This is a genomic window from Paenibacillus sp. NPDC057934, from assembly GCF_042887565.1.
Lineage (GTDB): Bacteria > Bacillota > Bacilli > Paenibacillales > Paenibacillaceae > Paenibacillus_AQ.
Genome location: NZ_JBHVPB010000006.1, coordinates 358,508 through 381,105, shown reverse-complemented (window position 1 = coordinate 381,105; position 22,598 = coordinate 358,508). Strand labels below are relative to the sequence as shown.

16 protein-coding genes and 1 tRNA gene are annotated in these 22,598 nt (G+C 49.1%); 4 read left to right on the top strand and 13 right to left on the bottom strand.

Annotated features, from left to right (window positions below):
* Positions 1 to 2 precede the first annotated feature (2 nt).
* The 4 genes from ACFVRY_RS16480 to ACFVRY_RS16465 all read right to left on the bottom strand — a co-directional run bounded on the left by ACFVRY_RS16480 (position 3) and on the right by ACFVRY_RS16465 (position 4,315).
* A complete protein-coding gene (locus tag ACFVRY_RS16480) occupies positions 3 to 707 on the bottom strand; it encodes a response regulator transcription factor (protein WP_387501309.1) in 705 nt (234 codons plus the stop codon).
* Between the two features lie 144 nt (positions 708 to 851).
* On the bottom strand, positions 852 to 2,174 hold the full coding sequence (locus ACFVRY_RS16475) for an LLM class flavin-dependent oxidoreductase (protein ID WP_387501308.1): 1,323 nt from the start codon (positions 2,172 to 2,174) through the stop codon (positions 852 to 854).
* Between the two features lie 61 nt (positions 2,175 to 2,235).
* A complete protein-coding gene (locus tag ACFVRY_RS16470) occupies positions 2,236 to 3,435 on the bottom strand; it encodes an MFS transporter (protein ID WP_387501307.1) in 1,200 nt (399 codons plus the stop codon).
* A 250-nt stretch (positions 3,436 to 3,685) separates the two neighbouring features.
* Positions 3,686 to 4,315 (bottom strand): TetR/AcrR family transcriptional regulator, encoded by a 630-nt coding sequence (locus tag ACFVRY_RS16465; RefSeq protein ID WP_387501306.1) that lies wholly within the window; start codon positions 4,313 to 4,315, stop codon positions 3,686 to 3,688.
* Between the two features lie 155 nt (positions 4,316 to 4,470).
* Between ACFVRY_RS16465 and ACFVRY_RS16460 the strand changes: the two genes are divergently transcribed.
* Complete coding sequence (locus ACFVRY_RS16460) at positions 4,471 to 5,187, top strand: DsbA family oxidoreductase (RefSeq protein ID WP_387501305.1); 717 nt, start codon at positions 4,471 to 4,473, stop codon at positions 5,185 to 5,187.
* Positions 5,188 to 5,852: 665 nt separating this feature from the next.
* On the opposite strand, the gene ACFVRY_RS16455 is transcribed toward ACFVRY_RS16460, so the two are convergent.
* Positions 5,853 to 5,936: transfer RNA gene (locus tag ACFVRY_RS16455), tRNA-Leu, on the bottom strand.
* 243 nt (positions 5,937 to 6,179) lie between these two features.
* Here ACFVRY_RS16455 and ACFVRY_RS16450 point away from each other — a divergent pair.
* Positions 6,180 to 6,938, top strand: a complete 759-nt coding sequence (locus ACFVRY_RS16450) for a class I SAM-dependent methyltransferase (RefSeq protein ID WP_387501304.1) — start codon at positions 6,180 to 6,182, stop codon at positions 6,936 to 6,938.
* 209 nt (positions 6,939 to 7,147) lie between these two features.
* On the opposite strand, the gene ACFVRY_RS16445 is transcribed toward ACFVRY_RS16450, so the two are convergent.
* Positions 7,148 to 8,398, bottom strand: coding sequence for a CynX/NimT family MFS transporter (locus ACFVRY_RS16445; protein WP_387501303.1), 1,251 nt, complete (start codon positions 8,396 to 8,398; stop codon positions 7,148 to 7,150).
* A 231-nt stretch (positions 8,399 to 8,629) separates the two neighbouring features.
* On the opposite strand from ACFVRY_RS16445, the gene ACFVRY_RS16440 reads away from it, so the two are divergent.
* The gene (locus tag ACFVRY_RS16440; RefSeq protein WP_387501302.1) at positions 8,630 to 10,345 is read left to right on the top strand and encodes an ABC transporter ATP-binding protein; all 1,716 of its coding nucleotides are present in this window, start codon (positions 8,630 to 8,632) and stop codon (positions 10,343 to 10,345) included.
* A gap of 183 nt (positions 10,346 to 10,528) precedes the next feature.
* Here ACFVRY_RS16440 and ACFVRY_RS16435 read toward each other — a convergent pair whose 3' ends face one another.
* Together ACFVRY_RS16435 and ACFVRY_RS16430 are read right to left on the bottom strand one after the other, a co-directional pair.
* Positions 10,529 to 11,974, bottom strand: coding sequence for a DEAD/DEAH box helicase (locus tag ACFVRY_RS16435; RefSeq protein ID WP_387501301.1), 1,446 nt, complete (start codon positions 11,972 to 11,974; stop codon positions 10,529 to 10,531).
* Positions 11,975 to 12,004: 30 nt separating this feature from the next.
* Complete coding sequence (locus ACFVRY_RS16430) at positions 12,005 to 12,655, bottom strand: HD domain-containing protein (protein WP_387501300.1); 651 nt, start codon at positions 12,653 to 12,655, stop codon at positions 12,005 to 12,007.
* A 379-nt stretch (positions 12,656 to 13,034) separates the two neighbouring features.
* Here ACFVRY_RS16430 and ACFVRY_RS16425 point away from each other — a divergent pair, with 379 nt between their 5' ends.
* On the top strand, positions 13,035 to 14,312 hold the full coding sequence (locus tag ACFVRY_RS16425; RefSeq protein ID WP_387501299.1) for a histidine--tRNA ligase: 1,278 nt from the start codon (positions 13,035 to 13,037) through the stop codon (positions 14,310 to 14,312).
* Positions 14,313 to 14,596: 284 nt separating this feature from the next.
* On the opposite strand, the gene ACFVRY_RS16420 is transcribed toward ACFVRY_RS16425, so the two are convergent.
* From ACFVRY_RS16420 to ACFVRY_RS16400, 5 genes are all read right to left on the bottom strand, one after another.
* Complete coding sequence (locus ACFVRY_RS16420; protein ID WP_387501298.1) at positions 14,597 to 16,225, bottom strand: response regulator transcription factor; 1,629 nt, start codon at positions 16,223 to 16,225, stop codon at positions 14,597 to 14,599.
* Between the two features lie 592 nt (positions 16,226 to 16,817).
* Entirely contained in the window at positions 16,818 to 18,851 is a 2,034-nt protein-coding gene (locus tag ACFVRY_RS16415) for a methyl-accepting chemotaxis protein (protein ID WP_387501297.1), read from the bottom strand.
* 253 nt (positions 18,852 to 19,104) lie between these two features.
* Positions 19,105 to 20,052 carry a radical SAM protein gene (locus ACFVRY_RS16410; protein WP_387501296.1) on the bottom strand — a complete coding sequence of 316 codons (948 nt, stop codon included), beginning with the start codon at positions 20,050 to 20,052 and terminating at the stop codon, positions 19,105 to 19,107.
* Positions 20,053 to 20,318: 266 nt separating this feature from the next.
* Positions 20,319 to 21,170 (bottom strand): MBL fold metallo-hydrolase, encoded by an 852-nt coding sequence (locus ACFVRY_RS16405; protein WP_387501295.1) that lies wholly within the window; start codon positions 21,168 to 21,170, stop codon positions 20,319 to 20,321.
* A gap of 72 nt (positions 21,171 to 21,242) precedes the next feature.
* Positions 21,243 to 22,493, bottom strand: a complete 1,251-nt coding sequence (locus ACFVRY_RS16400) for a stalk domain-containing protein (protein WP_387501294.1) — start codon at positions 22,491 to 22,493, stop codon at positions 21,243 to 21,245.
* Positions 22,494 to 22,598 lie beyond the last annotated feature (105 nt).

The following is a 22,598-nucleotide window of genomic DNA, read 5'->3' as shown; positions in this document are numbered from 1 at the left end:
CTTTAGCCTTCCTTCCTAAAACGATAACCTACTCCCCATACGGTCTCGATCCAATACGGATTGGAGTCGTCATCTTCGATCTTCTCCCGCAATTTGCGTACATGAACATCTACCGTTTTAGGATCGCCAATATAATCCTCACCCCATACGAGATTCATTAATTCATTTCTGGAAAGTGCCGTATCGGGATGTTCCAGGAACGTTCGGATCATTTGGAATTCCTTCGGCGTTAATTCAATCAAATCATCATGTTTAAACACCTTATTGGCATTAAGATCCATCCGAATCGGTCCGGATTGCAGAACAAGCCTTTGCGGCTTTACAACTAATTCTGTACGGCGCAGGATGGCTTTGATTCTTGCTACCAGCTCTAGCGGATTGAAGGGCTTGACGATATAATCATCAGCGCCGATTTCAAGTCCTTTGATTTTGTCCAGATCCTGTCCACGTGCGGTTAAAAAAACAATAATGACCCCAGGGTCCTGCTCTCTTAGCTTCTGGCAGATTTCAAAACCGTTACCATCCGGCAGCATAATATCCAGAACGATAACATCGGGATGATCCGTAGTGAAGCTCTGTAAAGCTTCTCCTTGATTTGCCGCCTCACTCACCACAAAGCCGTTATTGATTAAATTAATCGATATAAAACGTCTAATATTATCGTCATCTTCAACAATCAATACATGATTACGAATAGCAGTATCCACGATTTCCACCCCTATTAACCGATTCCCTAATATGTAAATACAAAAAAAGCTCTCCCTGTAAAGAGAGAGTCTTTGGGTGCGAATCCATATTAAATCACATGTGGATATTACTCTATATTGAGGGGCTTGTCAAAAATGGTTGATTTATTTTACCGTCTCCAATATATAACGGTTGTCCGGAACCTTAAGCCCCAGATTGCCCCGCAACGTGTCATCCTCGTATTCTGTACGGAAAAGACCCCGCTGCTGCAAGACCGGAACGACCAGATCCACAAAGTCCGCTAGCGCGCCCGGCACAACGGTACGAATATTGAAGCCATCTGCAGCCCCGCCTTCAAACCATTCCTGTATCTGATCAGCGATCTGATCCGGTGTGCCGATGAACGATGTTCTTGGCGTAGAGGCCTGCAGTGCTACCTGGCGCAACGTTAGCCCTTGCTCTCTGGCTTGCTGCTTGATTTTGTCCGTTGTACTCCGGAAGCTGTTACTGCCGAGATCACCGATCTCAGGGAAAGGCTCATCCAGTGGGAACCCCGAGAAGTCAAAGTGTTCAAAAAAACGGCCCAAATAATTTAGCGCCTGCTCGATACTGACCAGTTCCACGATTTCCTGATACTTTCGCTCGGCTTCTTCTACTGTTCTGCCAACGATCGGACCAATGCCAGGGAAAATCAGGATATCCTCTGCCTTGCGTCCATACACCGCAGCTCTTGTCTTAACGTCTTTATAAAACTCCCTTGCCTCTTCCAGTGTCTCATGCCCTGTATATACGGCCTCGGCTGATCTGGCAGCCAAATCCTTACCGGATTCAGAAGAACCCGCCTGAAATATGACCGGATATCCCTGCTTGGAGCGTGCTACATTAAGCGGCCCTTGGACTGAAAAGTGTGTTCCTTTATGATTTAGCGTGTGCAGCTTGGTGCGGTCAAAGAAAACATCATTGTCCTTATCCCCGGTAAATGCATCGTCCTCCCATGAGTCCCACAAGCCTTTGACTACCTCCAAATGCTCTTCCGCAATTTCGTAGCGCAAAGAATGATTCGGATGCTCACCTTTGCCAAAATTAAGCGCCGATCCTTCCAGTGGTGAAGTCACCACATTCCAGCCGCTTCTTCCTCCGTTTATTTGATCTAGAGAAGCGAATTGCCTTGCGACCGTGAACGGTTCACTGTATGAAGTAGATAATGTAGCGACCAGCCCGATATTCGAAGTAAAGCCCGCCAACGCAGATAGTATAGTCAATGGCTCAAAACGATTCAGAAAATGCGGATTAGATTTCTCATTGATATAGAGACCGTCCGCAACGAAAAGCAGGTCGAACTTCCCCTCCTCTGCCTTCAGCGCCTGCTTCTTGTAGAAATCCAGACTTACGCTGGCATTGATCGGAATGTCTGGATGCCGCCAAAAGGAAATACTGTTGCCAACCCCCTGCAAGACTGCTCCCAATTTCAATTGTCTTTTAGACATATTTAAATCCTCCTCATATTGTGATATCTATATTGATCATTCTTGATGACGGATAACGTTCTCATTTGTTCAAACTGCTGCGAGCGGGTTCCCCCGCAATGCCCAGCTTTGTTCGATCCACCTGCTTAAATTCCTTCATCCTAACTGCCCATGCCGCTCCCAGCAGCGTAATACCCGTAAGGAGAAATACAACAGGGATTCCAACCCATCCGCCCAGAAAACCGCCAATCAGCGGCCCAAGCACGATTCCGAATTGATTCGCGGTCTGGCTTAAACTAACAGCTCTGCCCCGAAAATCGTTGTCGGCATATTTGATGATCAGTGCATTCATAGCCGGGTACACGGCGGCGAAGAACAGCCCATAGATAAATCGCAGACTTCCAAAATAAATGAGGTTAAAGGCTGTCAGTTGCAGAAGACTGCCAATCCCGCCACCCAGCAGACCGATAAACAATGTTTTCTCATATCCGATCCGACCGCCAATTCTACCCCAACGAGGGCCCATAATCACCGTAGCAACACCGATCGCTGAAAAGACGATTCCTGCACTGAGTGTAGCATTGCTGATATCTCCGCCAATCTGAACGACGTAAAGCGTTAGCACAGGTTCGATAATCAGCACGGAAGTCGAGACGAGTAGAATCAGACCATAAATCCGCATTAAACCAGGGTTGGAAGCCGCCTTCTTCAAATCACCCAGGATGCTTGATTGCACCACAGTGCGGTGCTCGCGCGATTCTTTTACCCACAGAACCATAAGAGCAGATAAGAGCGTAATCACTCCTGATGCAATGAAACAGCCCCGTAGTCCGATCCAATGGCTCAGCACACCACCCACAAGCGGCCCAAGAATCCCCCCGGCAGCGGTAGAGGTCGAGATGACACCCAGTGCATACCCCACATGCTTCTCAGGCGTATTCGTACCCACTAATGTGATGGATGCAGGAGTAAAGCCGGCCATAAGTCCCTGAAAAATCCGCACCGCAATAAACATATAGGGATCATGGACAAAGTAATTCGCCATATGGGCGATAGCCAGCCCCACGCCTGAACGAATCAGCATCGACTTGCTGCCGTATTTGTCAGCCAACGAGCCCCAGAATGGGGCACATAATCCGCTGATCAGAAAGCTGATTGAAATCGAAACACCAGACCAGACTTCCAGGCCATTTTGAATGCCCAAATCTTCTTGCAGAAACAGTGGGAAAAACGGAACAGACAGGGTATAGGCCATATGATTGAAGAATAGTCCTAGCCACAAAATATACAGATTTCGCTTCCAGTGCAGCATCATCATTCCTCATATTTAATAATTCCTATATAATAAGTAGGTATTATCCATATTAGAATACCCCTGTCAGAATGTATAATTGAAAAGTTCAATAGATTTATTCAAGAATTGAATCACTCCAATTCCCTGAGCTCCCCCCCAATGCAAATGACAAAAACCACAATCATAACGATAGCCAATCAAAAAGGCGGCACAGGTATAGCTGCTACCGCCTTTAAATCTATACCTGTACTGGCCATACTCTCATCGCAATTGTTACCGTTGCTCTCAACTCATCTACTGACGCACCGTCACGCGCTTGTGTTGTTAACCCCTGCAATACCGTGTGAAAAAACTTGGCCATATGCCGCGGTTCAGCACTCCCTGGTAGTTCTCCCTCCTCAACAGCACGAGTAAGACGGAGGAATATTCCCTCTTCTCTTTCTGCTCTCCTCGCCGCCAATAATTCGCCAATATAAGCGTAGTTCTGTGAACAATTCGTTGCGCCAGAGACAAAGAAGCATCCTGCCGGGTTATCCGGATTAGTGAAGAAATGTGCTGCATCCATAAGCATCTCCTCAATCGCTTGCTTTGCTGCTATAGATTTATACAGGGCTTGAGTTAGCGCTACCCCATAAGTGGATGCATACAACTCAACAGCTTCATGAAATAGCTCCTCTTTATTCCCAAAAGTAGCGTACAAGCTCGGAGCTGAAAGCCCCATCGCCTTCAGCAAATCAGCCATGGAGGTAGCTTCGAAGCCATGACGCCAAAATAACTCCAGAGCAATCTGCAGCGCTTTGTCACGATCAAATCTACGACGTGTCTTTGGTGACGAATGGGAAACATTTTTATCTTCTATAACGTTCATTATGATTCACCTTGCCATCTCAATTTTAGTATTCTATAATGATCATTATAGTTTAAGGGCCTACTTTACACAAGGCTGCTCGATAGGCCGGTCAGAGGGCTTATCCTTGCGCTAGTCTCTAAACTAAAAATCATATATTTTGAAGGAGATCAAAAATGCCTGTCGATAAAGAATCCACAAAGATACAAATAGAAATTTGGTCGGATATCGTCTGTCCATGGTGCACAATCGGAAGAGAGAAATTAGAGACTGCTCTTTCTTCATTTGAGCATCGTGATCAAGTAGACATCAAATGGCGGAGCTTCGAGCTATTCCCAGATGCTCCCCGTCTGATCGAGGGAGACCGTGAAACGTATCACGCGACCTACAAAGGTATACGAAGAGAGGATTATGTTGAGATTCAAAATCGAGCGGTCGATCTGGCTGCCCAAGTGGGCTTGGAATTCCATATGGAGAAAGCCAGAGAAGGAAATACGTTTGATGCGCATCGTTTATTGCATTTAGCTGTCGAATATGGATTGCAAGACGCACTCAAGAAGAGATTCTTCCTAGGCTTCTTTAGCGAAGGGGCTGCTATCGGAGATGTGGCAGATCTTGAACGATTAGCTATCGAGGTTGGTCTCCCTCCTGAAGAGGTGCTCGATGTCTTGAGAACCGATCGCTATACGCAGGAGGTCCTTGCCGATAAGCAAACCGCCGTAACACTGGGTGTACAAGGCGTTCCCTTTATGGCGTTCAATCGGACCTATGGAATCTCGGGTGCCCACTCCCCCGAAGTTCTTCTTGAAATGCTTAATCGTGTATGGAACGAATCTAAACAGACATTGGAAACCGTGGTGGAAGGAACTAGCTGTGGTGTTGATGGCTGTTGATCGGGAAAGTTTGACACTGAATTCTATGAAAAGAATACTGCTCCAGTATTCTTTTTATTTCCAAATGGTATTGGCAGTAGCTCACTTGGACTATAGCTCAAAACTTCTTCTGCCTAAGTCATGAATAATAGCCTAAACATTCTTACTATATAAGCCAAACAAAAGAAATTAACAAAAAGCGAAGTGAGCGAACGGGGAAGTTTGGAACTTTAGGCGCAAAGCGCTCGCCTAGCTTTCTATAGGAAAGCTAGCACCGGATCATAGTCTGTCGACAGATTTCAACCTCTAGAAGCGGTATATTCCTATTCACCAGTCGTCTTAACAGTGAAAAAGAGAGGTCACCTCCCCAATTAACAGCATTTTCGTACCTTATTTTCCTTTTATTTAAGTAAATGAGTTAAATAAGGGTATTATTGTATCTTATTTTTCAAAAAAGCACGCTGAACAGGGTATTTTGGAAGATTTAAGATACAATATTGCACTTAATCTCCACTAACCCTTAGCTGCAGAGGATTTACGGTACGAAAATGGCGCTAATTATCCTTCTTATATAAGCTCTCTTTTTTCTTGGTTATGTTTGTTTTTTTAATGCGTTCTATATATATAAAATAAGCTTGCAAACTCCCATAAGGAAAGTTCACAAGCTTATTGAACTAAAGCTATGATGCGGTCGAGAGGACTCGAACCTCCACAGTATTGCTACCACACGGACCTGAACCGTGCGCGTCTGCCAATTCCGCCACGACCGCATATTATGTATAGTTTGATTCATATCTGGTTTGTTTCAACCAGCGAACCAATCACCGTAATTAAGAATATACTCCTTTTCCGAATGAATTGCAAGCTTTATTTCAAAAAAACTATTTTGTCTTTTAGATTCATAAAGCAATATAGGAAAAACCAATCACGTCTATCCATTCTATATATTTCACTTATAAGACTATTGTATGTTACAACAGAAATAAGACTTCACAACGAAGGGAGCTTCACTTATGAATCAGTTATGGCATACCAGTACCTATGATAAAGATATGGCGTTTGTCTCACAGTTTGGCGAGTCGCTGATCGACCTGCTTCAGCCCCGGCCGGGCGAGCATATTATCGACTGGGGCTGTGGCACTGGTGATCTCGCGGCGACGATCGCTTCCCATGGCGCAGTCATTACTGGCGTTGATGCTTCTGCCGATATGATCAGAACGGCGCGCAGCAAGCATCCGGAGCTGACCTTTATTGAAGCAGACGGTCAGAACTACGTGGCGGAGTCAGCGGCAGACGCCATTTTCAGCAATGCAGCCCTCCACTGGCTGCTGGATGCCGATGGTGCGGCGGCTTCCATGGCGGCCAGCCTCAGGCCGGGCGGACGTCTAGTCGCAGAATTCGGCGCGCTGGGCAATATAGCGTCCATTGTCGCCGGGCTGCCCCGCGCCTTTGCTGCAATTGGCCAGAGCGACAAACTCCGCCTGCCCTGGTATTTTCCCAGCACGGGGCAATATGCCTCCCTGCTGGAGCGCCACGGGTTCACCGTGGACTTCGCCCTGTGCTTCGACCGCCCGACACCGCTGGAGGGCGCGGAGCAGGGCTTTGCAACATGGCTGAACATTTTTGCCAATGGAATTCTGAAGGTCCTCTCCCCTGCTGAACGTGCAGAGGTCATTTCTTGGATGGAAGTGGAGCTCAAACCGACATTGTTCCAAGAAGGAAGCTGGGTCATGGATTACCGGAGAATTCGGGTGGCGGCTTACAAGCGGTAGACAAAACTTTTTTATACAATCATTACCTTGCTGTTGCCGATGATTTGACGCACAATAGAGATTGAACGGCAACGGACCGGTCCAAGGAATACTGCAATGCTGGGATTACGATGAAGCATACTACCTGTAATAGAGCGCTTCTGAGATCACTATACGTACAGCAAAGCCGCCGGTAGTTCCGGCGGCTTTACCCTTTTATAGATGAAGTATTAGGACTGCTTGTCCACGACGCGCAGTCTCTGATCTTCAACATATTTGTTGCTTCCCGCGCCAAGTCCTACGAACAGCAGCACTACGCTGGCTCCGAGCAGCAAAATCAGCGGTAACGTCCAGCTGCCAGTCAGGTCATGCAATAGCCCGAACAGAGCGGGTCCCGCTGCCGCCAGCATATAGCCGATGGATTGGGCCATGCCCGACAGCTCAGCGGCTTGCTGTGTGCTCCGTGTCCGCAGGCTGAAGAACATCATCACCAGTCCGAAGGAAGAACCACCGGCGATCCCGATAGAACAAGCCCACAGCAGCATCCATGACGTACTGCCGAGCCATACGCCTCCAATGCCTACTATATAGAGCACAACGATGCCGATAACGAAACTTCGCTGATTTTTCATCCGTCCGGCCAGAAGAGGGATAAAAAAGGTGAACGGAAGCTGGGCAAGCTGCATAATGGACAGAATCCAGCCGGCATGACTCAGAGTCATCCCCCGTTCCACCAGAATAACGGAAAACCAGGCGACCATGACATAGTAGAGCAGCGATTGCAGACCCATAAAAATTGTAACCTGCCACGCCAATCCAGAACGCCACAGATTCCCTCCGGTAGCGAGAGCGGCTCCCGGGGAACGCTGCTCGAGATTGCGGATTTGCGGAATCCAGAGCAGTGTGGACAGGGCAGCAATGACAAACCAGATGGCCAGCGTCCCTTTCCAGCCGAGACCAGTCTGGGTAGCCAGGGGTACACTGATGCCTGAAGCGACAGCGGCGCACAGATTCATGGATACAGAGTAAATCCCGGTCATCAGTCCGGTATTCTGTGGAAATTTCCCTTTGATAAGCCCGGGCAGCAGCACATTACAGACAGCGATGGAAAGCCCCAGAATAGCCGTGCCAAGAAACAGCATCCCCGTCCCCGCAGCAGAGCGGATCAGAATGCCTATCGACAGCAGCAACATTGATGCAACCAGCACATTCGCCAGGCCGAACCGGCGAGCCAGCCTGGGGGCGAACGGGGACAACAGCGCGAAGGCCAGCAACGGCAGCGTAGTGATCGCCCCAGCTGCTGTATTGGATAAGCCCAAATCGTCGCGGATCGTCTTGACCAGCGGTCCAACGGAAGTAAACGGAGCCCGCAGGGCCGCCGCTACAATTATAATTCCCAGAATAAGCAGCCAGTTGTCCATTCGGGATCGGGATGTAGATTTTTTATCGTCTGTGGCTGCTTGTCCATGTCTTGTTTTCATGATGTTATTTCCTCCTTGGGGCCAAAAAAATACCCGCAGGCCAAAAACCTGACAGGAATGGATCATGCTATGGGTCTTACAAGTCCAATCCAACCTATTATACGCTTTGTGCACGGCAAACACAGCATTGACAAATCAAAGATGCCTCTTTAGTATCCTAATAATGGAGATTATACCTACCAAGCCAGTTATAATCCCACATATTTTAATAACAGAAAGAAGTGAAGTAAGATGATCCGTCGGTTTGCATCCTATTATCGGCCCTACAGAAAGCTATTTATCATCGACTTCTCCTGCGCAGTCGGCGCGGGGTTGCTCGAGCTTGCATTTCCAGTGGCCGTTAACAAATTTATAGACGACCTGCTCCCAGGCCAGGATTGGCCACTCATTCTCATTGCCTGTGTTGCGCTTCTTGCGATCTACGCCCTCAATACTGTGATGCAGTATATCGTGACCTATTGGGGCCACATGCTGGGGATTAACATCGAAACGGATATGCGTAAAAAAATGTTCGACCACATCCAGAAATTATCTTTCCGTTTCTTCGATAATAACAAAACCGGCCATCTGATCGGCCGGATTACCAACGACCTGAATGATATCGGCGAGATGGCGCACCATGGACCGGAAGATGTTTTCATCGCGGTCATGACCTTGGTCGGTGCCTTTATCCTGATGGCAGACATCAATCTCAAGCTCGCCATCATTACCTTCGTCATCGTTCCTATCATGGCTTGGGTCATTATTTACTTCGGACGCAATATGACCACGACCTATCGCCAGCTCTTCGGCAATGTCGGCAACTTCAATGCCCGTATTGAAGACAATGTCGGTGGTATCCGCGTGGTACAATCCTTTGCCAATGAAGATCATGAAAAAGAGCTGTTCGCAGTAGACAACCAAATGTTCCGTCGCACGAAGCTGCTGGCCTATAAAATCATGGCAAAAAGCTTGTCCGTCACCTATATGATGACCCGCCTCATTACCGTTCTGGTGATGATCAGCGGCGCATGGTTCTTTATTCAAGGCGAGCTGGCCATCGGTGAGTTTGTTGCTTTCATCCTGTTGTCCAATGTCTTCTTCCGCCCAATTGAGAAGATCAACGCCGTTATCGAAAGTTATCCTAAGGGCATCGCCGGCTTCAGACGTTACCTGGAGATCATAGACACCGAACCAGAGATCAGCGACAAGCCGGACGCCGTAGACGTCAATGCATTACGTGGCGATATCGCCTTCCAGGACGTCACCTTCGGTTATGATGAGCAGCGGCCGGTGCTGAAGGGCATCAGCCTGAACGTCAAGGCCGGAGAAACAGTCGCCTTTGTCGGTCCCTCTGGTGCAGGCAAGACGACCATCTGCAGCCTGCTACCCCGCTTCTATGATGTCACTGGAGGAGCGATTACCGTCGACGGCATTGATATTCGTGACTTGAAGCTGACTTCGCTGCGCAAGCAGATTGGTATTGTACAGCAGGATGTGTTCCTGTTCTCCGGCACGATCCGTGAGAACATTGCTTATGGCAAACTGGATGCCCAGCTGCCGGAGATCTGGGAAGCCGCCCGTCGGGCCCATCTGGAAGAACTGATCCAGAATCTGCCGGAGGGGATGGAGACCGTGATCGGCGAGCGTGGCGTGAAGCTGTCCGGTGGGCAGAAGCAACGCCTGGCTATCGCGAGAATGTTTCTGAAGAATCCACCGATTCTGATTCTCGACGAAGCGACCTCAGCGCTTGATACGGAGACAGAAGCCGCGATCCAGCAGTCACTGAGCGAGTTGTCCGTGGGCCGGACCACGCTGGTCATCGCCCACCGCCTGACGACCATCAAGAATGCCGACCGAATTATCGTTGTTAACGAAGATGGTATCGCTGAGCAAGGACGCCATGATGAACTGGTTAATGCCGGCGGAATTTACAGCCGCCTGCATCAGGTGCAGTTTAACGCATAGCATTCAATAGCTCAGAGATGTACCAGAGAATCGGCCTTTGCCCAAAAGAAAAGCTGCCCCAGCGTTCGCTTCATGAACGCGGGGCAGCTTCAGATGAACAGGTTAACCAGAGCGTTCTGGTTGACCTGTTTTTTTGCGTACAATCACCAGAAAACAGTAGCCTTCCTCAGATAGCAGTGTAGCTTATTTTTTCGCGATATGCACTTTCAGCAGCTTGCCCTTCACGGTAGTCTCCCGCATCGCCTGAAGCACCTGTGGGCCTTTGCCGTTCAGAATATCCACGTAAGACACGTTATCTTGTATCGTGATAATTCCGATATCTTCTGCAGTCACCCCATCGAGCTTCGCCAGTGTTCCGACAAAATCAACCGCGCGGAGTTTCTTCTTCTTGCCGCCGTTAAAGTACAGCTTCATGATGTCCTTGCTTAAGTCTTCACTCCGGTCCTTCTTGCGTACTGGCTGTCTGTTGATCTTCTGCCCGAACGCTTCTTGCGCTGCAGCTACGTCATTATCAGAAGGAACCGGCATCACAGGGATGCTGAAGCCAATATAGCTTTCAATTTCCTTGACCCATTTATGCTCATTCGGCGTCACAAAAGTGATGGCTTTACCTGATTTGCCCCCCCGCGCAGTTCTTCCCGTCCGGTGAACATAACTTTCTTTCTCCAGCGGGATATCATAGTTGATCACATGAGTGATATTCTCGATGTCGATTCCTCGTGCGGCTACGTCGGTGGCAATCATGTAACGGAACTGGCCTCTTTTAAAAGCATTCATGACCTCAAAGCGTTCGTCCTGCATCATGCCGCCGTGGATCTTGTCGCACGGGTACTCCAGCTCGGCTAGGCCGCGGAACAGATCATTCACCTGCTCTTGGGTCCGGCAGAAGATAATGCAGCTGTCCGGGTTCTCCACGGTGAGAAGATCGCTCAGCAACGAGAATTTGGCTGCGGGTCTCACCTCAATTAGCGCATGCTCGATGGTCGCCGTGGTGATGCCGTTGGCCTGAATCTCAATATCCACAGGATCATTCATGTACTTGCGGCACAGATTCTTGACCTTGTCCGGCAAAGTTGCGGAGAATAACAAGGTCACCCGATCCCCCGGCAGCTTCTTGATAATCGCCTCCACTTGCTCAATGAAGCCCATGTTAAGCATTTCATCCGCTTCGTCAATAACGAGGTATTTCAGCCGGTTCAGCGGCAATGTGCCTCGTTCAATATGGTCAAACACACGTCCGGGCGTCCCCACAACGACATGCGTTTTTTGCGTAAGCTCGACCTTCTGCGGGGCAAAAGGCGATTTACCGACCAAGGCTACCGCTTTGATCCGCTTGAGGCGTCCGATGTTGGTAATATCACTCTGCACCTGCGCAGCAAGCTCCCGTGTAGGCGTCAGGATCAGCGCTTGTGGCTTATTCTCTGCCCAATCCACCAGCTCGCAGACCGGAATCCCGAAGGCCGCTGTTTTTCCGCTGCCGGTTTGTGATTTGACGATCAGATCCCGCCCCGTCAGCGCTGTGGGAATAACCTTGCTCTGTACTTCTGTGGGCGCCACATAGGAGAGTGCCTCCAGCGCTTTCAGAATATCTTCTTGTAGTCCATAATCCTTAAATTGTAATCCGCTCATTATTCAACCTCTTCTTTACCCAAGTAGCAGCTAGCTGCCCGCATTCCATTCCTTGTAGAACTCCTCTAGAAAATGAAGCATAAACTCATGCCGTTCCTCGGCCAACTTACGCCCATAAGGCGTATTCATCAGATCTTTCAGCTTCAGCAGCTTCTCATAAAAATGATTGACCGCTGTTCCTTTACTGTAATCCCGGTACTCTGATTTCAGCGACTCCTCGCGTGGAGGCAAACCGGGATCATGCATTGGGCGTCCTTTCGCTCCTGAGAATACGAATGTACGAGCAATGCCGACCGCGCCAAGTGCATCCAGACGGTCCGCATCCTGCACCACCTGCCCTTCCAGGGTCTTCATCGGTTCGCCCCCACCACCGCTATAAGACATAGTGCCAATAATCTCGAGGATATGATCAATCTGACCATGATCCTCCAGACAGGACAGGAGCCAATCGCGGACCTTCCCCATTCCAGCTTCCTTAGAAGGATTCAATTTCTCGTCGGCGACATCATGCAGCAGTGCCGCCATGGCACAGATGAAGGGGTCTGCCTGCTCCTGCGCCGCAATGGCACAGGCGGTATTTCTGACTCTATCGGAATGCCACCAATCATGGCCCGTCGTATCCTGGCCCAGTTGCTCCTGCACAAATTCCTCTGTGCGGGAAATAATGTGTGAGGTGTTCATGGGTATGCTCCCTTTTCGCTATAAATAATAATAGTACATGGACGTCTCATTATAGCCTACACACAGCCATTCGCCTACCTTAATTGAGACGATATGAAAAGTATTGACTTGCAAGACCTAACATTATCCGTTATAATCTGCTGTAATCATGAAGAAAAAGGAGCTGATTCACTATGTGTCTTACTACAACGACCTTTATATTGAATCATCTCCATCATTACTACAAACAGCGTTAGCACCCCTGTAACTATTCAGGGCGGGCTAACGCTTTCGCGTTTGGCCTCCCTGCGGCATATGAGAACGCGCAGGACCAAGAGGTCCTGCGCGTTTTTTTGTTCTTTTTATCTATTACCATGCCAATTTAAAGGAGCTGCCAACCATGCAAAACGTTAAAGGAACCTACGATTACTTCGGAAAAGAGCAACGGCTGCGAAAAAAAGTTCAAACCCTCCTCGAAGAACAGTTCGCGCTATATGATTATGAATCTATGGACACCACATTGCTGAACGAATTAGAGCTGTTGACTTCAAAGTACGCCGGAGGCGATGAGATCCTGAAGGAGATGTACCAGCTCAGCGATCAGGGAGAACGCAGATTGGGACTTCGCTATGATTTAACCATCCCCTTCGCCAAAGTGATTGCCCTGAATCCCGGAATTGAATTGCCGTTCAAGCGTTATGAGATCGGAAAAGTATTCCGCGACGGTCCGGTCAAGCGGGGACGGCTGCGGGAATTCCTGCAATGTGATGCCGATGTCGTCGGCATTTCCGGCCCAGAGGCAGAAGCCGAGCTGATGCAGCTTGCAGACGAGGTCTTCCGCAAGCTGGAGATCCCTGTCGTGATGAAATGGAACAACCGGCGCTTTCTGGGCGAAATTCTCGAAGCTCTTGGCGTTCCAGCCACCGACAGCTTATCGGTGATGCTAACCCTGGATAAGCTGCAAAAAGTCGGTATCGCTGGCGTGAAAAGTGAGCTGGCGGCTAAGGGACTTAACAGTGATACAGCCGCCGCCATTCTCGAACTGATCGGGATGGAGAATCCCGGTTTTGAACAACTGTGTAGCAAGTACAACCTCACCGGACAACCCGGCGCTGTGGAGGTACTGGCCCTTCAGAACCTGATCTCAGAAATTGGGCTGCAGGAGACCTGTCCATTCGATCCGTTCCTGTCGCGAGGTCTATCCTTCTACACCGGTACGGTATATGAGATTTTCGATGCTACCGGCACTTTCACTTCCAGTCTCGGCGGTGGCGGAAGATATGACGCCATCATTGGGAAGCTCGTTGAACGGGAAGATATGGCGTACCCGACGGTTGGATTGTCTTTTGGCATGGAATCGATCATGGCACTCCTGGGTGAACGCAAGGTGGAAGAGAATAACGCCTCCGTCATGATTGTCCCGATAGGCGACGATACAATGGCACAGGCACTGATGACCGCCGCCCAGCTTCGTAAGGAAGGTATCCGTACCACGGTTGAGACCGGGAAGCGGAAGCTCAAAAAAATGCTGGCCTCTGCCTCTACCAAGGGCATCCGATATGTCGTTCTGATCGGTGAGAATGAAGCTAGTGAAGGCATTGTACGGCTGAAGGATATGCGGGAGCAATGCGAATATGCAGTCGTTCCAGATGAAGCTATCTACCTGATCACCAAGTAACTATTGGTTAGTGGATCAAAAAGTGAGCTGGCGCCTCAAGAAGCCCCTGCGGATCATCTTCCGGTATAAGATGGCCGCGTGGCAGCCCAATACCGCTGACCTGGGTTGCTTGCTGCTTTGGGATTCTCTCGTTGTTCCGCCGCTTAGAGCAAGCCACAGCAGAAAGAGGTACAGGAGCCTCTCCAGTACCTTAGGACTGCCCCCATAACGCGAGACAAATCAAAACACCTTCAAGAGAATGGAACCTTGTCTTATGGTAGGAAGACATCCTTGGAGGTGTTTTCCTATGCTTCTGAACGCATCTTGCTATAGCGCTCCCGATACTCTTTCGGGGTCTTGTCATAGTGCTTCTTGAAGGCAGCGCTGAACTCATCTGTTCCTGCATAACCGACGGCCACGGCAATATCGGACAGCTTTAGTATGTTCTCCTGAAGGAATGGCTCGGCCTTTGCTGCCCTCACACCACTCACATAGTCACTCAAACTGGAACCGACATGCTGCTTGAACAACCGCGACAAGTCTGCTTCATTCAAATGGTATTTGTTCGCCAGTATTGGAAGACTCAATCCATAGCCATAATTGGCCTCCACGTACTTTCTGACCACCTCGACCAGCAGCACTCCATTCCAGCCTTCCGTCTTCTCCACTTCCTCTATTACCTTCTGGGCTCTTTCGCTGAGCGCTTCCAACAACCATTCACCGGAGCGATGACTGGAAAGCAGCAACTGTCCATTCCAGAGATAATTCTGAAGCGAGGAACCAGTGGAAGCATACTTCCCGGCCAGAGCCACCAGTAGCAGTTGGATTCGCAGAGCCAGAAAGTTGTACTCAGTGGCAGAGCGTTCTTCTACATCCTTACTTGTAAAAATACCCACCAATTGTTCTCGGACAGCCTGCCTCTCGCATAGTTCAATGCTGTTTGTCAGTTTTCGTTCCGTACTTGGGGAAAACGCAGGTAGAGTCTGCAGGTCCGTCTCATTATCGCCATCGCCCTCCCTGCTACGGCTCCAATTCCATAGAACAGAAGCAAATCCGTTCTTCAAATTCTTGAGTCCTTTGAATTCCATCCCGACTCCTGCCGCACTGTCCAGCATCAACTCGGCTCCAGATGCCTTTTGCAGTTCCTGCGAAAACCGGACGGTCTTGTTCTCTTCTGCGGTCTCCTTCTTAAGAGAGACGAGGAAATACATCATCGCCGGATTCCCGAAATCGCTGAACGGATAAATACCTTTCCACCTGGCCGCTGTCTCACGGCATAGACTCTGAAAACCCTGGTACAGCAATTCGCGCCGTTCCTGCCGCTCGGTCAACCATACGGGCGGCAGATGCATCTCCACTGCCACAAACTGCGCCCTCAGGTCATTCCCGGTAAGTGAGGCCAATCCCAGTTGCGCAAGCCGTTCCCTCACAGCGCCGGTACTGTACCACTCCCCCTTCACCAGTTGCAGCAGATAATCCTCCTGTAGAAGCCACAACTGCTCGCTTCGTACAGCCGTTTTCGCTTTCAGCCTGGAAGACTGAGCAGAACCCTGTCCTTCGCGAAGATCAATCGCAAGTTTAGCAAGCAGTGCATTCAGTTCATCACGTGCAACAGGCTTCAGCAAGTAATCCTTCACGCCAAGCCTGACGGCTTCACGCAGATCCTCAAAGTCAGAGTATCCCGACAGCGCCACTGTCCGCAGCCCAGGATACTTTTCCTTGCATATCCGGATGAATTCGATACCGTCCATCTGCGGCATTCGCATATCGGAGATGATTACCTGGGGCAGGGGTTTGCGCTTCAATAGCTTCAATGCTTCGCTTGCGCTCCCTGCCTCTGACACAATCTCGAACCCCGCAGCCTTCCAGTCAATCTTGGACTTGATGCTGCTGCGAACACTCTTCTCATCGTCAACTAGCATTACCCCGTACATTCTACCAGCCCCTTGTCCAGAACGGGTACACGCTGTCTGCCCTGCAGTGAAGGCAGCCCACGTGCTTATTTATAATTAACAGTATGTTCCAAACAACCGGAAACCAGACGAGGTTAGACTTCTTCATTAAAAAGGGGGTGAAATGTCAGACTGTTGAAAACGTAGTTTCTTTGAGAACATCCATCATTAGATTTATGGATCTATCTCGAAATCTGTACTTGCCTTCTTGTTCCATCTGGTAACGGACTCCAAAGACGTTATGAGCAGAAATCCTGTGTAAAATCCACGATTTGGGAGGAAATAGCGTCCCCTGAGTCCGTTACATGTTCCAGATGCTGCTTGATGTGCAAAGAACGACGGTAGGGTCCGTTAGCCCCCATGCATGAGTTTCAACCTTCTGAAGCAACTCGTTAGCAACTCGATAGCAATTCGTTAGCCTTCCGCTTGTCCATCCTTTGCTCAAGGGGCGTCGACCACAAAAAGAACATGACGGGTTCAGGAATCCTCCTGAGTACCACCATGTTCTTTTTAAGCATTATTTTTTAAGCAAATGGGCCGCTACCTTCTTGCATTCGCCTTATAGCAGCTTGTGCTAAATTTTGAACTTCTCAACAAGTGCCAGCATTTCCTTGGCACTCTGGGTGTTAGCATCTGCCATCGCGGCTTCCTCAAAGCTCTTTTCCACGATATCCGCTGTTTTTACCGCAATATCCTGCACACCAACGGCGCCTTCATTCACTGTTGCCGCCACTTGATTCACAGCAACGGTAATGCTCGTTACACCCTCACTCAAGTGATCCGCGGCGGATTCGAACTGATGCATCAGTGCATTGACCATCTGAGCATCCGTATTATAACGCTCACTGACTTCTACCAGTCGCCCGTAGTCTCCCAGAACATTTTGGTCGATAAAAGCAAGGATCGCTTCGGAGTTGTCTTTCATCTGCTCAACAGAAGAATATACATTCTGCACAACACCCTGAATACCAGCCGCCGTCGCAGAAGATTTCTCAGCCAGCTTGCGAATCTCCCCGGCTACTACGGCGAATCCCCTGCCTGCTTCTCCCGCCCGCGCGGCTTCGATCGCCGCATTCAAGGCCAGAAGATTCGTCTGACTCGTAATCGAAAGTATCGTATCGGTCAGTACATTGATCTCCGCAATGGCATGGGAGCGCTCGATCGACTTTTCCATATCGGTACGTACCGTTTCATAGATCGTTTTGGCCTTATCCGTAGATGACATTGCATCATGCTGGAGTGTCAAGGCCCGCTGTGTAATCAGGCTGGACACTTCAGCCCCCTCTTTGGCTCTACCGGAGATCATATGTACATGGGTCTCAATCTCATGGATGGCTGCTGTCATTTCCTCAGTGGAAGCCGCCGTCTCCTCCATACCCGCTGACAGCTGCTCTGCCGTAGACGAGTTGTCATGTGCATTCTCGCGCACTTCAATGGACAGCTTCTCCAGGGTCTCAGCATTACCCAGCACCTTGGTCGAGATCGCAAGCAGGCTACCAGCCATCTCCCGAAGCACTACACGTGTCTCGAACATCGCCTTGGCAATGGTGCCTGTCTCATCCTTGTTCTTCTTCAAATACTCGTACTGCGCATCATACTTCAGGTCCAGCTTGGCCGTCCGGTTAATCAACTCGGTCAGCTTAACAATCGGGGACGAAATTCTACCAGCAAGCCATAATCCAGTGATCAACGTAACAAATAAAATTCCCAGACCCAGCAACAAAATGAACTTCGTCATCTCTTCCACTGGTTTCTTGATTTCGTGAATATCGCCAGTCAATACCAGTGTCCATTTAGTATCCGGCAGCACTGTGTAAGAGGCTTTCTTCTGCAAACCTTTATACACATATTCCACAGAAGCGTCCTTTGGCATCACCCCAGCTTTGACCTGCTCTACGACTGACTTGATTTGTGCGTTCTCCACGGCACTTCCTACTTTACTCTCATCGGGATGATAGAGAATAATCCCTGTCTCATCCACTAGGTAGGCATAGGACGATGGGGCATTAACAGCTTTGGCGTCGTCCAAATATTGTGTGATACTATTGGCCGTTACAGCAGCAGCAATGAACCCGGCCATTTTGCCGTCACTCTTCACCGGGTGGACAAAAGCAATCACGAACGCACCCGTCGATTTCGATTTCAGCGTTTCGCTGATCACTGGCGCACCAGAAGCAAGCACGCTTTTCGTATAGGCTCTGTCTCCTACGCTAACTCCGAGCAATTTCGTGTCGCTATCTCCGACGATCGTCCCATTCATGTCGACTACAAACATATGCTCCAGATTACCGGCGTCTTTCACCAGGCCCTGCAGCCTAGTGTTCACCTCATTTTGCAAAGGGTCGCCGGCCTGGATATCTCCTCTACCAGCTTTTCGGAGCAGTTCAGCGATCTCTGTCTGTCCGGCAACCAGTGCAACACTTCTCTTTTCCTTGTCGATCATGGCTTCAATATTCTCTGCTTTGTTGTCCGTAACTTGCTCCATTGAAGATTCTGTAAGATTAAGTATCGTGTGGGTTGACTTGTTGTAGGTAAATATACCCATTACTGCAGTGGAAAACAGAGTTACTGCAATCAGCATGACCGATAATTTCATTCGAATCTTCATCGTACTCGACACCCTTCCGGCATGATCTAATCTTTTTAGGAATTCAATTATTGCAATCATTTTTATTACCATTACTATCGGATATGGGCCCTGGTTAATGAATATAAAAAGTCGAAAAACAATAAATTAGATCATATTTTGTCGAAATGTAAATTTTAATGTTTTAAAAGTTTAAATGAATGAAAAAACAGGCAGTGTTCAGCACCGGCCGGCCTGGTCTTTCATCCTACTTTACGGAGCAATATCCGGTTCTTTAGACCTTTTTGGGAAACAAAGCATCCCTAGCCGGACAGGGCTGCTTATCCAGAAATTGAGCCAGTGGTCCTGGCATGCTGCTGTACAAGTCCTTGAGCGAAGTGCCGTTATAGATGTTGCCGATGATCACGGGATGGCACAATTCGGAGATCAGGATATCACCATTGCCATGCAGATGGAGCTGTTTCTTGCCTTCGATGCAGTGCGGGAAATATACTCCCGGCTGTTCCTGAAAGCCCATCTCCTCCATAAAGCGGTCCATGCAAGTAAAGTACAGCGTGGTATCGTCTTTTTTACGGGAGATCAAATCGTTGACAGCCTGTTTGAGCTGCTCCCGCGCGGCAATGGCTTTCCAGCCAGTATGTCCCATGATGATACTGTTCTGAATCTCATGAGTACGTACCCCCATATCATAGACGTGGTCACTGATCGCCTTCATGTTATCCTGCGTTTCGCTGAACAGTAGCGTCTCCAGCACGGTATCTACCGGGGTGGCCGCGAAGAGACTGATATTTTCTCTGATCTTTTTATAAATACTGGGGTGGATATTATAATACTTGGAAAATGCCTCTGCCGTAGTGAAATTGAAGGAAATATGGATCGTGGTTAATCCAGCTTCCACCAGTTTATGGATTCGCTCGGCGCTGAGCAGACTGCCATTGGAGTTCAACTGCGTCTGAATGCCGCGTGAGGCACAGTAAGCTACAATATCTACGCAATCTTGGTATTTCAATGTTACTTCACCGCCGGACAGACGTACTCTTTTGAGCCCAGGCAGTTCTTCCAGAATAGTAATCACTTCCTTGGCATCAATACTTTGCCCATCATTTCGGTTGTAAGCACAGCAGTAATCGCAGCGAAAATTACAGTTAGAGGTGACCCCAATTTCCAGCCCCTCCAGTTCGTATGTTAACGGTTTGTCCAGTTCCAGAGATTTATATTTCATGTTCACAAGTCCTCCTGCAAAATAGTAAGTCAACCTTAGTGATTATAAAGGTTTGCAGCACAGGATTATGTGATTTTTATTCTATGTAAATGAAAACCAAATTAGAAAACGCTCCTGCAGTTCCAATCTTCCCCTCCACTCCTTCTCCCCTTTCGTTTCTTTCTTTAGTTCAAAATATATATGTACAAACACCCAAAACACAGCAAAAACCCCTCATTACTTCGAGGGGTTTCCGTTACATATCTATCCTTTTACAGATGATTGCTCTATTTGCTGTTCAGAAAAGCCTTGGGCGACACATAGATGAATCGCTCCGCCCGGGCCATCACATGGAATTTCTGCTCCGGGAAATGACGGTAGAGATAATCCACAAAGTAACCTGGATTCTCAGCATTTCCAGCAAAAATATCATAGTGCAGCGGAATAACCGTCTCGAATCCAGCTACGGCCGCAAACTCCGCTGCCTCCCGGTAATCCATATTTCCGGCAATGTCGCGCTGGTTGCGGAAATAATCACGCCCGTTAATCGGCAGCATCGCCAGATCAATGTCCTGACGGCTCACTGTCTCAATTAACTCAGGGAACAACACAGTGTCCCCGGCATGATAGAGTGTGACCCCATTCAGCTCTAGAATGTAACCGACATAATGTGGGAGTCCTTCGCTGTCTCGATCCAACTGCTCATGCGAGGCTGTAACAGGCAATACCTTCAGCTTGGGTCCGAGCTCTATCCAGTTCTCCGGCTTCGCGGTCAGCAGCTGATCTTCCTTCACACCCAGTTCGTGCAGTGGTGCTGCGCATACGGCCGGAGCCACAAAGCGGATATCCGTATTGTTTTTCACGATGGAAGGAATCGAACCCGTATCCAGATGATCAAGGTGTTCATGTGTGATCAAGCAGATATCGGCATTCGTAATATCCTCAGGCCCGATCGGCGCGGGATAAGTGCGATGCGGATTCTCGGACACATACGGATCTATGTAGACAGTAATCCCGTCCCCTTTGACAATGACGCTTTCCTGCCCGAGAAACCATACCGCCAGCGTACCGTAAGGAACCTCTGTTTCATTTACTTCCTGGATAATACTTTGACCTTTGCGCGAATGCTGTGTATTCATAGCTGTTTCCTGCCTTTCTGCTTGAAGTCTGCTGCTATCCTGTTCAACAGACGTTTTTTCGGATACATATCCCTAGAATTCCACGGATTTGCTCATTTCAGCCAAGGCCGGTTGCCCGATAATACCGATCCGCCAGATGGCAATGCCTTTGAGACCATATCGCTTAGCCAGCCCGATCTTGGCATTAACCGAGCTCTCATTCTCGCTATGTACGGAAATGCCGAGAATCAGCTTGTCCTTGCTGACCTGCTGCAGAGCTAGCCGGATGCCCTCATCGACCTTATTGATCGGTTCAGGCCGGGATTCATCCTCATAGGCATAAGCCATAATGATCAGGTCATCCGCTAAGTTTCCGAGGGTCTTATAATCATAACCTTTATAAGAGCTGTTAAGCGGGTGAAGAATAACGGTAAGCTTCAAGCCTGCTGCCTTGGCTTTGGTGGACAGGTTCTTCACAAAAGCATTGTACTCTCCCTGCACCTTAGCCTTGTCCCCCGTAAGCCCGAGTCCCTCTAAATCGAGTGCAATACCTTTAAACCCTTTTTGGGACGCGGTATCCACAATGCTGGTTATGGTCTGTTCCTGAAGCCCCTTGTCCTCCAGGTTCTTGGTCAGCTCAAGCTTCCCATCCACTGAATAGACCATCAGGTAAGGCTCGGTTCCTCCGGCAGCCGCATCCAGGACAAGAGATTCTGGTGTCACATCTCCCGCTGGCTTCGGCCATCTGAAATCATCACCTGTGGTTGTAAAATTCCCGCTGCGGTCAATCCGGCTCCAGCCGAAAGCTACGGCGTCGAAGCTCGGGATCAGCGACACCTCACCATAAGCTCCCTGCGCGTAGAAGCCGAGCTTATACATGTCCGTCTTCGGGGAGGTGATCGAGACGGTCTTGGTCGCCTGATCCCAGGTCACCACTGCACCGAACTGCCCGCTAAAGAAGCTCAGCGGAATCATCGTAGTGCCACGTACATTTTGCGGAGCGACGGCCAGCTTGACCGTTCCGCTATTGACAGTCGCGTCCTTGCTGCCGAGTGTAAGGACAACCACCTTGGCGTTAGTAGCATCCACCTTGGTGGCTGTGATCTGCTTGGCAGCCTGATTCCACTCCACTTTGATGCCAAGCGCCTCCGATATTGCCCGGAAGGGGACCATGGTCGTTCCGTTCATCATAGCTGGTTCCACTGGGAACGGTAAGGGATATCCGTCCAGGATGATCTTTACCCCATCAGATGCTGCAGCCGCCTCAGTAGTACTTGCCTGCAGGACTGAGGCACTGCTCAAGGTGATAGCGAGGCATAATAAGAGTTTGCTGAACCGTTTCATAGATAGTCTCCAATCTAAGAGAATATGAATTTCAGTTTGCTATTCTATTTTTCTCCCTATCATTTTACCAAATATGATATATATAGCAAATTAAAGAAGACAAAG

Bases quoted from the DNA above. Each gene is read 5' to 3' on its own strand.
- ACFVRY_RS16475 (WP_387501308.1), bottom strand. From the start codon at position 2,174: ATGTCTAAAAGACAATTGAAATTGGGAGCAGTCTTGCAGGGGGTTGGC.
- ACFVRY_RS16465 (WP_387501306.1), bottom strand. From the start codon at position 4,315: ATGAACGTTATAGAAGATAAAAATGTTTCCCATTCGTCACCAAAGACA.
- ACFVRY_RS16460 (WP_387501305.1), top strand. From the start codon at position 4,471: ATGCCTGTCGATAAAGAATCCACAAAGATACAAATAGAAATTTGGTCG.
- ACFVRY_RS16450 (WP_387501304.1), top strand. From the start codon at position 6,180: ATGAATCAGTTATGGCATACCAGTACCTATGATAAAGATATGGCGTTT.
- ACFVRY_RS16445 (WP_387501303.1), bottom strand. From the start codon at position 8,398: ATGAAAACAAGACATGGACAAGCAGCCACAGACGATAAAAAATCTACA.
- ACFVRY_RS16440 (WP_387501302.1), top strand. From the start codon at position 8,630: ATGATCCGTCGGTTTGCATCCTATTATCGGCCCTACAGAAAGCTATTT.
- ACFVRY_RS16435 (WP_387501301.1), bottom strand. From the start codon at position 11,974: ATGAGCGGATTACAATTTAAGGATTATGGACTACAAGAAGATATTCTG.
- ACFVRY_RS16430 (WP_387501300.1), bottom strand. From the start codon at position 12,655: ATGAACACCTCACACATTATTTCCCGCACAGAGGAATTTGTGCAGGAG.
- ACFVRY_RS16425 (WP_387501299.1), top strand. From the start codon at position 13,035: ATGCAAAACGTTAAAGGAACCTACGATTACTTCGGAAAAGAGCAACGG.
- ACFVRY_RS16420 (WP_387501298.1), bottom strand. From the start codon at position 16,225: ATGTACGGGGTAATGCTAGTTGACGATGAGAAGAGTGTTCGCAGCAGC.
- ACFVRY_RS16415 (WP_387501297.1), bottom strand. From the start codon at position 18,851: ATGAAGATTCGAATGAAATTATCGGTCATGCTGATTGCAGTAACTCTG.
- ACFVRY_RS16410 (WP_387501296.1), bottom strand. From the start codon at position 20,052: ATGAAATATAAATCTCTGGAACTGGACAAACCGTTAACATACGAACTG.
- ACFVRY_RS16405 (WP_387501295.1), bottom strand. From the start codon at position 21,170: ATGAATACACAGCATTCGCGCAAAGGTCAAAGTATTATCCAGGAAGTA.
- ACFVRY_RS16400 (WP_387501294.1), bottom strand. From the start codon at position 22,493: ATGAAACGGTTCAGCAAACTCTTATTATGCCTCGCTATCACCTTGAGC.